The organism is Pseudomonas sp. 43A (assembly GCF_013363935.1).
Classification (GTDB): Bacteria; Pseudomonadota; Gammaproteobacteria; order Pseudomonadales; family Pseudomonadaceae; genus Aquipseudomonas; species Aquipseudomonas crudilactis.
The window spans coordinates 6,278,408-6,293,780 of sequence record NZ_CP054880.1; the positions used below are offsets into that span (position 1 = coordinate 6,278,408).

A 15,373-nucleotide genomic window follows, 5' to 3' on the forward strand; every position below is an offset into this window, starting at 1 on the left:
TCTGCATCACGGGTTCATTCGATGCGGCGAAGGTACAGAGGCGGGCGTGGGCAGCCAGTGAAACCCATGTGAAAAAAGTCTTGGGATCCGATGTTACAAATTCCGTAGGACAAAATCCTTTCAGCTCTGGGAAATGCGGCCGATACAAACCTGCTAACACCCTTGCTGGCTCAAAAAAACAACAATCTTCCAGCCTAACCGACGACAAGAAACCCAACGTTTCTGGAGGATTTTTGATGAATAGCTGGTTCGGCAACATCAGCGTGAACATGAAACTGGGCCTGGGCTTCGGCCTGGTGCTGGCCCTGACCTGCGTACTGGCCCTGACAGGCTGGACCAGCCTCGGTGGCCTGATCGACCGCAGCAACTGGATGAGCGACATCACCCAGCTCAATGCCGGTTTGACCAAACTGCGTGTGGTACGTCTGCAATACATGCTGACCAATGGCGATGAAACCGCCGCGCAGAACGTGCAGACCACCCTTGAAAGTTTTGCCGCGCAGCAACAGAAGCTGATCAACAGCTTCAAGAGCCCGGAAAACGTCAAACTGCTCAAGGAGCAGGCAGCGACCATCGCTGAATACCAGACGTCGCTGAACAAAATGCGCAATGCCTACCGCACCGGCAACAGCGCCCGCGACAGCATGAGCGTGAGTGCCGAGACCGCGTACAACCAGATCGAATCGATCAGCAAACGCGTGCAGCAGATGGACATGAGCGAACAGCGTTTCGAACAGTTCCAGGCGATCACCGCCGCTAAGGAAGCGTTCATCCTCGCGCGCTACGAAGTGCGCGGCTACACCGCCACCACCAACGCCGAAACCGAGCAGAAAGCCGTCGGCCAACTGGACGTGGCGATTGCCAGCCTCAAGCAACTGAACGTGCATTTCGCCGATTCTCAGCAAGACGCGCTGCGTCAGCTGGAAACCGCACTGGTCAACTATCGCAGCGCGTTGATGGCCTATAAAAACGCCAACACTGACGCCGTGCAGGCCCGTAAGGAAATGACCGATCAAGGCACCGCGATCGTCAACACCAGCGAGCAGCTGTATCAGATTCAACTCGACCGCCGCGATGTCGAAAGCGCCCAGGCGCGCACCTTCCAGTTGATCAGCACCCTGCTGGCACTGTTGGTCGGCGTGATTGCTGCGGTGATCATCACCCGTCAGATCACCCGTCCGCTGCAAGAAACCCTGGCTGTAGTCGAGCGCATCGCCAGCGGCGACCTGACCCAGAACGTCACCGTCACCCGCCGCGACGAACTCGGCGTGCTGCAACAAGGCATCGCGCGCATGGGCGTAACCTTGCGCGACTTGATCAGCGGCATCCGCGACGGCGTCACCCAGATTGCCAGCGCCGCTGAAGAACTGTCGGCCGTCACCGAGCAGACCAGCGCCGGTGTGAACAGCCAGAAAGTCGAAACCGATCAGGTCGCCACAGCGATGCACGAGATGACTGCCACCGTGCAGGAAGTCGCGCGCAACGCCGAAGAAGCCTCGCAAGCCGCTGCCGCCGCTGACGGTGAAGCCCGCGAAGGCGACAAAGTCGTAAACGAAGCCATCGCGCAGATCGAACGTCTGGCCAGCGAAGTGGTGCGTTCGACCGAAGCCATGAGCGTGTTGCAACAGGAAAGCGACAAGATCGGCAGCGTCATGGACGTGATCAAGGCTGTGGCTGAACAGACCAACCTGCTGGCGCTCAACGCTGCGATCGAAGCCGCCCGTGCCGGTGAAGCCGGTCGTGGTTTTGCCGTGGTTGCCGACGAAGTGCGTGGTCTGGCTCAGCGTACGCAGAAATCCACCGAGGAAATCGAAGGCCTGGTCGCCGGTCTGCAGAACGGCACCCAGCAAGTCTCCGCCGTGATGAGCAACAGCCGCGCCCTGACCGACAGCAGCGTCGCCCTGACCCGCAAGGCTGGCGCGTCGCTGGAAAACATCACCCGCACGGTGTCGAACATCCAGTCGATGAACCAGCAGATCGCCGCTGCTGCCGAACAGCAGAGCGCCGTGGCCGAAGAGATCAGCCGCAGCATCATCAACGTACGCGACGTGTCGGAACAGACCGCAGCGGCGAGTGATGAGACGGCAGCGTCGAGCGTTGAACTGGCGCGTTTGGGTGGTCAGTTGCAGCAGATGGTCAGCCACTTCCGCGTTTGATCCTGATACAGCGCTGAAGCTACAACCGCATCGCGAGCAGGCTCACTCCTACAGGTAACGCGTCGATCACAGATTATGTGGGCGACGCCAATTCCCCTGTAGGAGTGAGCCTGCTCGCGATTGCGTTATGGCTTGCCCTACTGATGCGTGGTCATACCGTGAAACTGCGTGCCCCGCTTTCAACGCGAAGGCAAATCCAGCTCAACTCCGCCAACGCTTCTAAAGCGCTCTTGGATCCGACTCCCCAAGCCGCCAGTGGATTGAGTCTGTTCCAGAGCATTCTTCAAAATCAGACACGCTTGCTCTTCCATCGATCGACCATTGAGGTCGGCCGCTACCCTCAGCGCTTCATAGAGCTGAGGGTCAAGATTGTCGATGATCAAACTTGCCACAATGCTCTCCGTCATTACTGAAATCGCAGCAGCGGAGGCTACCATGAAGCTTTTGCTGCGACGGTTTCAGGTTGTAACGCCAGAAAAGCATAGACAGGTCTGCTATCTCACCGAGTGCCCCGCTGCCGCAACGCCGACGGCATAAAGTAAGCATCCTCCGGCACCGGCTGCGCGAAATCCACCGTCTCCGCTTCTTCGTTATCAAGGTTCTGCACGTAGTAACGACGCGCCTGCAAATCGTGGAAAACATCCAGCGCACTCCACGTCGTCGGCAGGTCGTAGAAGTTTTTCAGGTAGGCCATCGACACCCGCCACAACTCCCCTCGCCCATCGTATTGATCGACCAGTGCCGCGCCCCAGCTGTCTTCATCGAGGAACAGCACTCGTTTGGAATAGATGTGTCGCGAACCTGGTTTGAGGTTGCCTTCCACCACCCAGACCCGGTGCAGTTCATAGCGGGTGTATTGCGGGTTGAGGTGGCCCGGGGTGAGCAGTTGCGCGTATTTCACGTCGGGGCTGGCGACTTTGTAGTTGTTGTAGGGGATGTAGATTTCCTGTTTGCCCTTGAGCTTCCAGTCGTAGCGATCGGGTGAGCCGTTGAACAGGTCGGTGTCGTCGGCGGTGCGCAGGCCATCGGAGGATGCGATCGGCGTGTCGTAGGCGAGGTTCGGTGCGCGGCGCACGCGGCGTTGGCCGGCGTCGTAGATCCAGGCTTGACGTGCGTCTTTGAGCTGGTCGAGGGTTTCATGCACGAGGGCGGCACCGCCGGCCAGGCGCGCCGGGCTTTTCACGAAGGCGAGGTAGTAGAACAGGATGTTTTTCAGGTCGGCGAACTGGCCGTTCGGGCGGTAATAGTTGAACAGCGCTTCCTGCTGCGAGGTCACCAGCGCGAAGCTGCCGTTGCGTTGTACCGGCGCTTCGGAAGCGCGGCGCACGACGTAGATGCCGCGATAGCGGGTGATGTGGTTCCACAGCACTTCAACGCCGTCCTTGGGCACCGGGAATGGCACGCCGCCGTAGGCATCGGAGAAACCGCTGCCGCCTTCGAGCAGCTTGGCCGAGGTGGCGTTTTTCAGGGTGTTGTCGTACAGCCACTGCGGCGCCGAGCCAGAGCGACGGGACGGGTAGATCGGCATCTGGAAGGTGTCGGGGTAGCTGTTGAACAGGGCGATCTGGCCGGGGCTGAGGTGGGCTTTGTATTGGTCGAGATTGGCTTTGGTGATGGTGAACAGCGGTTTGTCTGCGGCAAATGGATCGGGGTGATGCTGACCGGGTTTGTAACCGGCCGGAGCTTGGGTGATGCCGCCGGTCCACGCGGGAATCGTGCCGGCAGCGTTGCCCGCGCGCTCGGCGCCCATGGGGGTCAGGGTGGTTTTCAGTTGTTCGGCTTGTTGCGGGGTGATGGCGGCGAAAGCGCTACTGGCCGCCAGCCCCATGACGAGCGCCAGCGTGGTCTTGGTAAATCGTGAAGTGTGAAACATGATCTTCTCCAGAATGCAGAAACCTGTGGGAGCGAGCTTGCTCGCGAAAGCGATGGGTCAGTCGACATCAAGGTTGAATGTGCTGGCCTCTTCGCGAGCAAGCTCGCTCCCGCAGGGGGATGAGGTGTCGCAGACATCTCGTATGAAACTCACAGGAAATACTTGAGGTTGAACCCGACGTTGTCGCGGTCGCGAATGCCGTTGTTCTGCCCGCCGCCGTAGAACTCGGTGTACTGAAGTTCGGCTTCAAGCTTGTTCTGGTAATTGGCCTTTATCCCCAGCGTGTAAGCCTTGCGACCTTCGATGGTGTTGCCGGCCTGATAGCTGTTGCCCTCGAAATCGTCCTTGTAGACGATGTACGGCGAGACGTTAACCCCGGCATACACATCGTTCCAGGTGCCGTTGAGCATCGCCGTGTAGCTGTAGGAATTGCGGTTGACCTGATCGTCGCGATCACCGCCGGAGACATAGGAATAGTTACCGGTACCGGCGTAATAACGTCGGCTGCCGTCGTAGGCGGTGTATTGCAGACTGCTGCCGCGCAGGTGCTCGGAGGCCAGTTCGAAGATGCCGAACAGCGAGTCGAACGAGGCAGTCGGGCCGAAGTTGTAGATGGTCCCCAGCGAGGTGTTGAACGCTTCGACACGTTCGGCGTTGTTGATCTCGCTGTTGAGATTGACCATCTGCCCGCCGACGTTGATCGACCGACCCGTCACCGCCACAGCTGCACCGTTGGCCAGGTCGCCAATCAAATCGTTGGTCGCTGCAACGCCGATCGGCAAGTTCGGCCGATAAGCGATTTCACCAAACACCGACGCCTCGCCCAGCGTGGTGTTGAAGCTGAAGCCGTACATGCGGATGTCTTCGGCGTAGCGCCGATGCGCCTGGATATTGCCCATCACATCAGCCGTGGCCAGACCATTGGCCAGCGCCCCGGCCTGACTGCCGGCAACACCCGACAACAAGTTAGTCAGGGCATCCATGTCGATGCCTTTGTAGCCGCCCAGATCGGCAGCGATGGTCGGTTCCTTGGCGTGGTAATTGACCATGTACAAACCGAACTCGGTGCTGTTGAGCTGTTCGGCGATGTAGCGAAAAGCAAAGCCGAACTGGCCATCGTTGCGTGCGTTGTAGTCCTTGCCGACGCTCGCCACTTTCAGTGTGTTGCCGTAGGCCGGCGTCACGCCATTGGCGTACAGCCCGGTGCTTTGCAGGGCGGAACTCAGCAGCGGGTTGTTGCCGAGTGCGCTGTACAAACCGATGACGTTGCCAAACCCCGGCACCGGCGTATCGAGCGCCGTGCCGCTGAAGTTGTTGTAACCGGTGTTGCCACCGTCGGCGAACAGGTCGGTCTGCGAGTAGAAGGTGCCGACCGGATCGATGCGGGTTTCCTTCCAGTTGGTCTGGTAGAAACTCTCCATGGTCAGTGAATCGGTCAGACCGATGTTGAAGCTCAGCGCCTCGACCGGCACCAGCACTTCCTTCACTTCGGCGCCGGGCAAGCGGTACTTGGCGGCGTCCACCGGGTTGGTGGTGTTGATTCCGCCGCGATAGAAAATCCCCTCGCCCCAGTTGAACACCTGACGGCCGACACGTGCGGTCACCGGCATCTGCGCGACGTCCCAACTGCCGTGCACATAGGCGTCGAGCATCTCGATGCGGCTGCCGGCAATGTCGCGGGTCTGACTGGTGAAATGGTCGTCCTGCGGGTAGCTCTGGCTCGGTTGCGAGGGGCTGTTGTTGTCGTAGTAGTCGTTGCGTTTGTCCATCAGTTGCGTGTCGTAGAACGCAGTGCCGCGCACGAACACACCGTAGTTCTGATAGTTGGCTTCAAGCTCGGAGGTGATCTTGTACACCTCGGAAACCAGCCCGGTGTCGAAGTTGCGATTGCCGTCGTTGGTGTTGACGTCATCGTTAGTCTTGTCGCGGCCCTGCACCCGCCACAAACGGCCGTAGGACAAGGTCGTGTCGAGGGAGCCAGTGACCTGTTTGTCCATGAAGCTGAACTCCACCGCGTGCGCCGCATCGACTGCGCACAGTTGCAGCAACCCGGCCAGGCCGACACCGGGGAGTGCGGCGCCCGTCAGGCGCAATCGAGAGTTGATCATGTGTTCCTCCTTCCCTGTTTTTTATTGTTGTGGTGTGCGTTGCCGCGCTACGGCGCCAATCCCGCGCTGACGTAAATCCGGCTGTGTGAACCGAAATGCCCGAGCAATTTGAATAGCTGCTGGTTAAGTGCCGGGTGGTCGAAGTCTTCCTGTTGCAGTTGGTTGCCGCTGCTGAAATCACTGTTGACGGGCGCGGCTTCCAGCCACTGGCCGATGGACTCGTCGAACGCTGCGGAGTCGTTGACCGACTCGGCGCTGACCACTTCGCGCAGGTAGTCGACCGCGTACGGCGGGTAGGTTTTGTCCTGAGCCACATCGGCGTATGCCGCGAGCATCGGATGCGGCTGACCGGTGCGTAGCACGCGCCGCAGCCAGGTTGACTGATACTTCTCGACTTCCATGTGTCGGGTCGCGACGCGCTCAATGGAGGCCTGTTTGTCCTCAGCAAAACCGGCGATGGCCTTGCCTTCCAGTAACAGAAGGCTGGCGAGGTCGACGCCGGGTAATGGCTTGGCGTGATACGGCTGGGTCAGGTCCTGAATGTGGTGCAGGCCCCAGCCGAGAAAGCGATAACCCCAATACGGATGACCGCTGGCAAACGCCAGTCGCGCCAGGCCCATGTATTGATACGCACGCCAGTCCGGCCAACTGCGTTCAAGGAAACCGGCAGCGGCGTACACCACGGGGCTTTCGTGGAAGAAGCCCATGTGGAACGGCGCCTGCGAGCTGTACTGGAACCGCGCATCACCGAACGGTTGCGGGCCGAAACCGTAGAGCGCGCCGACGTTGCCAGGGTTGTCGCTGAACAGGTTGATGTCGTGGCCGTAATCCGGCTCGTCGGCGGCACTGGCGAGCACGGCCAGCGGTGCGACTTTTTCGTGATCGGCGATGACGATAAAGCGCTGGCGATTCCACGGCGACAGGGTTTGCTCGACCATGACTTGATTGGCCTGCAGATGCTCACGCTCGAGCAGGTCCTTGCCGGGCAATGGCTGGATGACCATTGCCAGATGAATCTCGGGATTGATGCGCAGCGCCGTGAGGAAGTCGTGGCGCAGATTGTCACTTGGCACTGCGGGCAATTTCAGGTTATCGGGGCGTGGCGGGTATTGAGCGAAGTGCTCGCGAGCGAAGCTTTCCTGCTGCTCCAACAGTGTCAGCACGGCCGGATATTGCTCGGTGAGAAAACGCTCCAGTGGCTCGACTTCAACCTGCGGTGCATCGCGCAACGCCGGCAGATCCTGCAACGCCAGATAGCTGCCCACCGTATGGTTCGACCAGCCCCAGGCGCTCGGGGCCGTTGCACAAAGCAGCAACAGGAGGAAGGTCAGCTTCATTGCTTTTCGTTCTTATTGGCGGTGCCGTGGGGGGTGAGCCTAACAACCGACCCCGCCGCTGACACTGTCCGATCTCACCAGAAAAAGTCTCCGATGGCGCCACATAAGCGGATCTGATTCCACCGCATAACCTTGTGGGAGCGAGCTTGCTCGCGAAAGCGGTGGGTCAGACAAGACATTAGTGACTGACACTCCGCATTCGCGAGCAAGCTCGCTCCCACAGGGATTGGTGGTGTTCTTTCAGGCGGGATAGCCGGTGATTTTGCGGATGCTCTGATACAGCGGCTTGAGCTGGCGATACATGCGCAGGTAGACCTCTTTGTACAGCTGCTCGTAGATTGTTTGTGCCTCGGGCTGTGGGGTGAAAACCGCGCCCACCCGCGTCATCGCCGCGATCGCCGTGGGGAAATCCGCGTGCAACCCCAACCCCACCGCACAACAAATCGCCGCACCCAGACCCGACGCTTCGTACACATGCGGACGCTCCGCCGGCAGGCCGAAAATATTCGCCGTCAGCTGCATCGCCGCATCACTCTGCGAGCCGCCACCGGCCACGCGCAGACGCTTGACCGACACCTTCGAACGCCGCTCGATGTTCTCCATGCCCTGACGCAACGCATACGCCAGTCCCTCAAGAATCGCCCGGTAAATATGCGCCCGGGTGTGCACATCACCGAAGCCGATCATTGCGCCCTTCGCCTCGACACCCGGCTCGCGAATCCCCGGCGACCAGTACGGTTGCAACATCAGGCCCATCGACCCCGGCGGCACCGCCTCAACCAGCGCATCGAACAACTGCTCCGGCTCGATGCCCTGCTCTTTGGCCTGCTGCATCTCGCGCAGACCGAACTCGTTTTTGAACCAGCTGACCATCCAGTAACCGCGATAAATCATCACCTCGCAGTTGAACTGATCGGGCACAGCTGACGGGTACGGCGGAATCAACGGGACAATTTCCAGATAGCGCGAGCGGGTGCTGGTGATCGTCGCCGTGGTGCCGTAGGACAGACACACCGTACCCGCATCGACCACGCCGGCACCGACCACTTCACAAGCCTTGTCAGCGCCCGCCGCAATCAACGGCAAGCCTTCGGGAATACCCGTATGGCGAGCGGCCTCGGCGGTAATGTAGCCGAGGGTTTCACCGGGTTTTTGCAGGTTTGGCAATTGCTCGGGCCGCACCGCCAGCGCCTGCCATTTCCAGTCACTCGGCGCGGCCCATTTCAGCCGTTTGAAATCGAACGGCAGATAGCCAACGCAGCAACCCACCGAGTCGACAAAGCGTCCGCACAAACGATGCGTGAGAAACCCCGACAGCAGCAAAAACTTGTCCGTCGCCGCCCACACGTCAGGTTGGTGTTTTGCTATCCAGTTAGCCTCAGCCTGGGCACGAAAGTAATCCACAGTGCCCTGTGCACCGACCAGTTTGAACAGCCAGCCCCACGGCCCTTTGATCCCGCCCTCAACTTCGCTCTGCCGTTGGTCGAGCCACAGAATCGCCGGACGCAGCGGCTTGCCTTCAGCATCAACGTTGATCACCGTACCGCGCTGCGTGGTCAGGGAAACGCCGGCAATCTGCGAGCGATCAATCCCCGTTTGCTGCCAGACCTGCTGACACGCCTCGCCGAGTTTCGCCCAGTAATACTCCGGATCCTGCTCGGCCCAGCCCGGTTGCGTCGAGTAATACGCCTGCAACTCGACCTTGCCTTTGCCGAGCAGATTGCCCTGCAAATCGAAGAGCAGCGCGCGCACGCTCTGGGTGCCGTTGTCGATGGCCAGCAGGTAACGCTTGTTCGGGTGGTTATCCATGGAGCTCTCTTCAAGGGGCATCAAGGCGTGGCATCCGGCAAACCATGATGGCGTTGCCACAACGCCCGATAACGCTGTTCTTCCTGCTGCCAGTGTTCGTCGCTCCAACCCAGTCGTGGCTGGCAGAGTTGGCGGATGGCGGCGAAATACGCTTCGCCACCGCGCGGCAACAGCAGACCGAGACGCGTGCGGCGCAGCAGCAGATCGTCAAGGTGCAGAACCATTTCCGATTCGCAGGCGAAGGCCAGTTCGGCCCACAGAGTGTCGGTGGCGCCGACCGTGTCATGATCGATCTCCGTGAGCAGTTGCGCCAGCCTTGGCAGGTCGCGGCCATGCCGTCCGGCGAGACGTCGCCATTGGTGGCTGCTCAGCGCCGGGATCGGCAACTCAGGCACAGCAGCAAACACTGGCGCGGCATCATCGACAAAGGTGCGACCCAGCATGCTCGCGCAGGCCTTGAGCACTTCGATGGCTTGCGGGCGAAACGTGGTGAGTTTGCCGCCGGCCAGGGTCACGCAACCGGGCTCCTGCCACAGCACATGCTCGCGGGTTTCGTTCGACGGTTTGTCTTGATGCTCACCTGCGCTGCCCACCACCGGACGCACGCCGGACCAGGTCGACAGCACATCATTCGCCGTCACTTCTGCGCCGGGAAATTGTTGCGTGCAGGCCGCCAGCAGATAGTCGAGTTCTTCGCCGCTGATGCTCGCGCTCTGATCGAGATCCTCACGATGATCGAGGTCCGTGGTGCCGACCACTGTCGCGCCCTCCCACGGAAAAACAAACACCGGACGCCGATCAAGCTCATGCATGAAAGTGAACGCCTGCGCCACCGACAGACGCCAACCCGGCAGCAACAAATGACTGCCGCGCAACGGCCGCAATTGCCTTGGCGCCTCAGTCGGCCGCAAGCGTTCGGCCCACGCGCCAGTCGCCACAGCGAGCACGCCGCAGCGCAATTGCAGTGACGTGCCAGCCTCGCAATCCTCGACCTGAACGCCACACACGCGCCCGTTTTCTCGCAGCAAATGTTCGACGCGAACGCCGTTCACCACGACAGCACCGTCGGCCCGCGCCTCGCTCAGAACGCGCATTACCAGCCGCGCGTCATCGGTCAGTGCATCGACAAAACTAGTGCCGCCGAGCAAGTCATTTTCCTTCACCCCCGGCGCCAGATAACGCAGTTGCTGCGCATCATGAAAACGATGGCTGCGACGCCCGGCCAAGGCGTCGTAAACGCTCAGCAAGCCACCCAACACCCGAGGCCCGGGAAAGCCGCCGCGATAGTGCGGCATCATGAAACTCATCGGCTCGACCAGCCCCGGCGCTTCGTCGAGCAAGCGCTGACGCTCGCGCACCGAATCACGGGTCAGGCGCCACTGGCCTTTGGCGATGTAGCGCAAACCGCCGTGGACCATTTTCGAAGATCGACTTGAGGTGCCCCAGGCAAAGTCGCGTTGCTCCAACAGCAGACAGCGCCAGCCTCGACGCGCCGCCTCACGCAGGATTCCGGCGCCGCTGATGCCGCCACCAATGACGATCAGATCCCAGGTTTCCTCCGCCAGCGTTGGCAGAACTTGCTGGCGCCACGCGGCGTTCCAGTGCTGACTCATGGTCATCACTCCGGCAGCAGCGTGCCGGGGTTGAGGCGCCCGGCCGGATCGAAATGTTTGCTCAGCGCCTGCAAGGTATCCATTGCCAGTGCGCCCTTCTCGCGCAGCAGATACGGCACGTGATCCTTGCCGACGCCGTGCTGATGGCTGATGGTGCCGTGGTTGTCGACGATGGTCTGGCTGGCCACGTGTTTGAGTGCTTTCCAGCGCGCCAGCGTCGCCGGATAGTCAGCCGCCGGGCGAAACACGTAAGTGGTGTAGATGCTCGAACCTTCGCCGTAGACGTGGGACAGGTGGGTGAACACGTGCACTCGCTCGCCTTCGGCGGCCAAGGCCTCGCGCAAGCTGTCCTCGATAAGGTTGAGCAGGTTGTCGACGTTGCTCCAGTCGGTGGCGGTTTCGAGGGTGTCGACCACGTAACCGGCGTTCCACAGGTTCTCGCGCAGGTAGGGGAAACGGAAGCGGTTCTGCGCCCATTTCTTGCCGAGCAAGGTGCCGGTGAATACGCCGCCGAAGGCCTTCAGATGCTGTCGTGCCTGGGTCAGCGACAGTGCGTTTTGTCGACGATTGCCGGTTACACCGAAGGTCAGCAGGCATTTGCCCGCGCCCGCTCCACGTAGATTCAGGTACTTTTCCAGCCAGGCGATTTGTTGCGGATGACCGGCCAGTGCCAGTTGCGTTTCGGTTTCCACGGCGTTGGACAGGCGCAGCATCGACAGTGGTACGCGCGCCTGGGCCAATTGGCGGATGGCTTGCAGGGCCTTGGTCCAAGAAGGCAGAAACACGCCGTAGAAACGCTCATCCGTCGGCAACGCGCTGACCCGCACCTTGACCTCGGAAATGATCCCGAAACGGCCCTCGCAACCGAGCACCACTTCGCGCAAATCGGGTCCGGCAGCCGAAGCCGGGAAAGTTGGTATTTCCAAAGGCCCGGCAAAGGTTTCCAAGGTTCCGCCCGCAAACAATTGCTCGATCCGGCCATAGCGCAACGACTGCTGACCGCTGGAACGGCTGGCGACCCAACCGCCCAACGTCGACAACTCCCACGACTGCGGGAAATGCCCCAGCGTGTAGCCCCGCGCACGCAACTGACTTTCCACCTGCGGGCCACTCGCACCGGGGCCGAACGTCGCCAGCAGGCTCTGTTCGTCGAGATCGATCAGGCGGTTCATCCGCGCCAGCGACACCGTCACCACTGGCCGCGCCGAATCTGGCGGATTGATGTGCCCGGCCACCGACGTGCCGCCGCCGTACGGGATCAGGCACAAGTCCTGTTCGTGAGCGAGCGCCAGCAATTGGCGAATGTGTTCGGCCGTCTCCGGGAACGCCACCGCATCCGGATAATTGCCCAGCGCACCTTCGCGCAACGCAAGCCAGTCCGGCAGGCTCTGACCCCGCGCATGCAGCAAACGATCATGGGCATCGACGCTGTACAAACTGTGCGCCGGCAATCGCGAGGCTGGCACGCGGGCCAATGCGGTCTCCAGTGTCGCGTCGGGCAGCGCTCGCCCCTCGCCCAATCGCTCATGAAGAAACTCCGCGCCCTGGGCCGGCAGTTCGACCACCGTGGTTGCATCTCCCCAGCCGTTCCAGCGTCGCATGCGTGTGTCCTTTTTTGCCGTCAGATCAGTGATATTTCAGGCCCCCATACTAGCCAGCGGCCGTAAAGTGTCACGGTCGCATCCGGCCAGTTCGTGTAGCCAATTGAGTCAAACGTCGCGCAAGCGTCAGCCATTTACTTTAGTCGGGGTTTCAAATTACCTTTCAGGCTATTCGTCCGCCTCCGCCGCCATTGATCAAAGGAATGGGATCATGCAATCGCTTGGCTTCACCTCGGTTCCGCCGCTGCTCAAGTACCTGCGCCATGCCGAACAACTGGGTATGGATATCGAGCCTGCGTTGGCGGCGGCGGGTTTGCAGGCGCAGCAGTTGAGCGACAACACCCTGCGTTTGCCCGGTGAGGCACACGAACGCTTGCTCGATTATTTTTGCGAGCACTCGGGCGATCCGTTGTTCGGGCTTAACGCGGCGAATTTCGTCCTGCCCAATTCGTGGAGCGTGCTCGGCTACATCACCATGAACTGCGCGACCCTGGGCGATGCGATGAGCCGGATCATGCCGTTCGAGAAACTGGTGGGGGACATGGGCGTCAGCCGCGCCGAGGTGCTGGATGGCCACGTGCATTTGATCTGGACGTGCCGTTATCAGCGCCCACGGATTCGCCGGCATCTGGTGGAGAACGTGCTCGGTTCATGGCTGCACTATGCGCGCTGGATCGCGGATACACAGATGTCGCCGGCCGGTGTCTGGCTGGAACATTCGTGCCCGGCCGAAGCGACGCCTGCGCAATACGAGGCGTTTTTCGATTGCCCGGTGTTGTTCGATCAGCCGTATTCGGCGCTGGTTGTGCCGCTGGCGTATTTGCAGTTGCCGTTGCGTCAGGCCGATGCGCAATTGCTGCGCACGCTGGAAGAACATGCGTTGGGATTGATGGCGACGCTGGAGGATGCGTCGCTGGAACAGCAGGTGAAGAACATTCTGCGGCAGTTGCTCAAGGAGGGCTTGCCGCGCAAGGAGCAGGTCGCCGAGCAGCTCGCCGTTTCAGTGCGCACGTTGCAGCGGCAGTTGCATCAGGCGGGGACGTCGTATCAGCAGATTCTCGATGATTTGCGCCAGGAACTGGCTGAGCATTATTTGCTCAACAGCACGCTGCCGATTCAGGACATTGCGCAGTATTTGGGGTTTACCGAACCGAGGTCGTTTCATCGCACGTTCAAGAGTCGACGCGGGATGCCGCCGGGGGAGTTTCGGCAGATGCATCGGGGTTGATTGTTCTGGCCCCTTCGCGAGCAAGCTCGCTCCCACAGTTGATCTCGGCTGCTCACCAATTCGATGTTCACTGCAGATCCATTGTGGGAGCGAGCTTGCTCGCGAATGCGCCAGTTGCAGCAACCGATTCCTACAGGCAAATCTTCGATACTTGAGCGCAATAAACATTCCGCACCACAGGTGTTTAAAGACACTCAGCGTTACGCGAAACAGCCCACAAATCCTTGCGCCGTTACCTACGCCTAAGCCAGAATCCGCCGGCTTGTGCGCCCTGAGCAGGCTGCGTAACTTGATTGCGTCACTGATTCCCAGTGATCGAGCTTAGCGGCTCGGCTACATTCGCTCCCCGCTGCACGAGTATCATCCAGTCAGGTATTTGCCTGCGCTTTATGGTGGCTGTGCGCATGGCACCTTCGGGTGCGCCGGGGTGGGATGCGACCGGTCCGCTAACTTGCGCACAGCTGCCTCCCTTTTGCTTAGCGGCGAAATGGATGCGGCTTTAAAAGGTACGCTCCCATGTTCAAAATAACACCAAACCCGCCGGTCACCGACCCGGCCTCCCCCTACGAATCCGCCGATTCGAAGAAATTCCACGAAGCCGCCGAGCGCGCGCTCGACCACTATCTCGCCCCACCCACCGCGCAGATCATGGCCACGCCCTACCAACCCAACCGCCTCTACATGGCCAACCCGGCATCCGCGACTGAGCCCTTGCTGGTCGACGCCTGTGAAACGCTGGGCTCGGCCTCGGTGATGCTCAACGACTTCGCCGCCGTGCTCGAAGGTTCGCACCGCAAGACTTTGCAGGGTATTGCGCAAGTGGTGATGGTGGCGGAAATGGCCGTCAATCAGGTGCTCGATAAGTTCGTGCCGACCGAGTAACGAAAAAGCCCGCTGCCCGACTGTGATGGTCAGGTGGCGGGCTTCTTTTTGCGGCGGGCCATTTTCCCCTCACCCCAGCCCTCTCCCAAAGGGAGAGGGGGCCGACCGAGGTGTCAGGCGCTATGCATCGACCTGAATGACCGAGTCGATTATGGATTCGACCGAGCAGGTTCAGGTCGGTGTCTCTCTCAAGCATCCCCGGATCAGTCCCCTCTCCCTCTGGGAGAGCCGACTGTGGGATGCTCGCTAAATACACCGACCTGAAAGTGCTGCCGTGAATCCATAATCGCTGCAGATCTTTCAGGTCGATGTACAGCGCCAGACACCTCGGTCAGTCCCCTCTCCCTCCGGGAGAGGGCTAGGGTGAGGGGCTTTTCGCTTCAGAGGCTGATCGCATTGGTGAACACCAGCCGATTACCAAACGGATCGGCAATCGTCATGTCCTGACTGCCCCACGGCATCGCCTGAATCTGCGGGTGTGAAAACTTATAGTCCTTGGCGATCAGTTGCTGTTGGAAATCCTCCAGCTCATCCGTCTCGATCCGCAGCGCCGAACCCGGGCACGCATCGCCATGATGCTCGGACAAATGCAGCACACACTCGCCCCGCGACACCTGCAGATACAACGGAAAATTCGCCTCGAAGCGATGCTGCCAGTCGATCTTGAAACCCAGAAAATCGACGTAGAACTCAACAGCCTTGGCTTCATCGAAGATCCGCAGGATCGGGGTGGTTTTGCCGAAGCTCATGGGGTGCTCCCTGACTG

11 protein-coding genes and 1 pseudogene are annotated in these 15,373 nt (G+C 60.5%); 4 read left to right on the top strand and 8 right to left on the bottom strand.

Features of this window, described 5'->3' with window-relative positions; all coding sequences use genetic code 11:
* Positions 1-371: 371 nt before the first annotated feature.
* Together HUW52_RS30850 and HUW52_RS30855 are read left to right on the top strand one after the other, a co-directional pair.
* Positions 372-1,298: pseudogene (locus HUW52_RS30850) on the top strand (methyl-accepting chemotaxis protein); the annotation flags it as partial.
* A 144-nt stretch (positions 1,299-1,442) separates the two neighbouring features.
* The gene (locus HUW52_RS30855) at positions 1,443-2,156 is read left to right on the top strand and encodes a methyl-accepting chemotaxis protein (RefSeq protein ID WP_371042694.1); all 714 of its coding nucleotides are present in this window, start codon (positions 1,443-1,445) and stop codon (positions 2,154-2,156) included.
* A 179-nt stretch (positions 2,157-2,335) separates the two neighbouring features.
* Here the strand turns inward: HUW52_RS30855 and HUW52_RS27800 are convergent, their stop codons facing one another.
* The 7 genes from HUW52_RS27800 to HUW52_RS27830 form a co-directional block, all read right to left on the bottom strand.
* Positions 2,336-2,548 (bottom strand): plasmid stabilization protein, encoded by a 213-nt coding sequence (locus HUW52_RS27800; RefSeq protein ID WP_026000704.1) that lies wholly within the window; start codon positions 2,546-2,548, stop codon positions 2,336-2,338.
* A 107-nt stretch (positions 2,549-2,655) separates the two neighbouring features.
* Entirely contained in the window at positions 2,656-3,984 is a 1,329-nt protein-coding gene (locus HUW52_RS27805) for a DUF1329 domain-containing protein (protein WP_371929266.1), read from the bottom strand.
* A 194-nt stretch (positions 3,985-4,178) separates the two neighbouring features.
* Complete coding sequence (locus HUW52_RS27810; RefSeq protein ID WP_175555424.1) at positions 4,179-6,137, bottom strand: DUF1302 domain-containing protein; 1,959 nt, start codon at positions 6,135-6,137, stop codon at positions 4,179-4,181.
* Between the two features lie 47 nt (positions 6,138-6,184).
* A complete protein-coding gene (locus HUW52_RS27815) occupies positions 6,185-7,474 on the bottom strand; it encodes a phospholipase (RefSeq protein ID WP_175555425.1) in 1,290 nt (429 codons plus the stop codon).
* Positions 7,475-7,714: 240 nt separating this feature from the next.
* Positions 7,715-9,283 (bottom strand): FGGY-family carbohydrate kinase, encoded by a 1,569-nt coding sequence (locus tag HUW52_RS27820; RefSeq protein WP_175555426.1) that lies wholly within the window; start codon positions 9,281-9,283, stop codon positions 7,715-7,717.
* 20 nt (positions 9,284-9,303) lie between these two features.
* The gene (locus tag HUW52_RS27825) at positions 9,304-10,896 is read right to left on the bottom strand and encodes a glycerol-3-phosphate dehydrogenase/oxidase (protein ID WP_175555427.1); all 1,593 of its coding nucleotides are present in this window, start codon (positions 10,894-10,896) and stop codon (positions 9,304-9,306) included.
* A 5-nt stretch (positions 10,897-10,901) separates the two neighbouring features.
* Entirely contained in the window at positions 10,902-12,497 is a 1,596-nt protein-coding gene (locus tag HUW52_RS27830) for an FAD-binding oxidoreductase (protein WP_175555428.1), read from the bottom strand.
* A 211-nt stretch (positions 12,498-12,708) separates the two neighbouring features.
* On the opposite strand from HUW52_RS27830, the gene HUW52_RS27835 reads away from it, so the two are divergent.
* Both HUW52_RS27835 and HUW52_RS27840 read left to right on the top strand, forming a co-directional pair.
* Positions 12,709-13,725, top strand: coding sequence for an AraC family transcriptional regulator (locus HUW52_RS27835; protein ID WP_016986534.1), 1,017 nt, complete (start codon positions 12,709-12,711; stop codon positions 13,723-13,725).
* A 516-nt stretch (positions 13,726-14,241) separates the two neighbouring features.
* A complete protein-coding gene (locus tag HUW52_RS27840; RefSeq protein WP_016986535.1) occupies positions 14,242-14,607 on the top strand; it encodes a DUF6124 family protein in 366 nt (121 codons plus the stop codon).
* A gap of 380 nt (positions 14,608-14,987) precedes the next feature.
* Here the strand turns inward: HUW52_RS27840 and HUW52_RS27845 are convergent, their stop codons facing one another.
* Positions 14,988-15,356: a glyoxalase superfamily protein gene (locus HUW52_RS27845; protein WP_175555429.1), complete on the bottom strand. Its 369-nt coding sequence runs from the start codon at positions 15,354-15,356 to the stop codon at positions 14,988-14,990.
* Between the last annotated feature and the right edge of the window lie 17 nt (positions 15,357-15,373).

Excerpts from the sequence above, each read along its gene's own strand:
- HUW52_RS27835 (WP_016986534.1), top strand. The coding sequence starts at position 12,709 with ATGCAATCGCTTGGCTTCACCTCGGTTCCGCCGCTGCTCAAGTACCTG.
- HUW52_RS30855 (WP_371042694.1), top strand. The coding sequence starts at position 1,443 with ATGCACGAGATGACTGCCACCGTGCAGGAAGTCGCGCGCAACGCCGAA.
- HUW52_RS27810 (WP_175555424.1), bottom strand. The coding sequence starts at position 6,137 with ATGATCAACTCTCGATTGCGCCTGACGGGCGCCGCACTCCCCGGTGTC.
- HUW52_RS27830 (WP_175555428.1), bottom strand. The coding sequence starts at position 12,497 with ATGCGACGCTGGAACGGCTGGGGAGATGCAACCACGGTGGTCGAACTG.
- HUW52_RS27840 (WP_016986535.1), top strand. The coding sequence starts at position 14,242 with ATGTTCAAAATAACACCAAACCCGCCGGTCACCGACCCGGCCTCCCCC.
- HUW52_RS27845 (WP_175555429.1), bottom strand. The coding sequence starts at position 15,356 with ATGAGCTTCGGCAAAACCACCCCGATCCTGCGGATCTTCGATGAAGCC.
- HUW52_RS27825 (WP_175555427.1), bottom strand. The coding sequence starts at position 10,896 with ATGAGTCAGCACTGGAACGCCGCGTGGCGCCAGCAAGTTCTGCCAACG.
- HUW52_RS27805 (WP_371929266.1), bottom strand. The coding sequence starts at position 3,984 with ATGGGGCTGGCGGCCAGTAGCGCTTTCGCCGCCATCACCCCGCAACAA.
- HUW52_RS27820 (WP_175555426.1), bottom strand. The coding sequence starts at position 9,283 with ATGGATAACCACCCGAACAAGCGTTACCTGCTGGCCATCGACAACGGC.
- HUW52_RS27815 (WP_175555425.1), bottom strand. The coding sequence starts at position 7,474 with ATGAAGCTGACCTTCCTCCTGTTGCTGCTTTGTGCAACGGCCCCGAGC.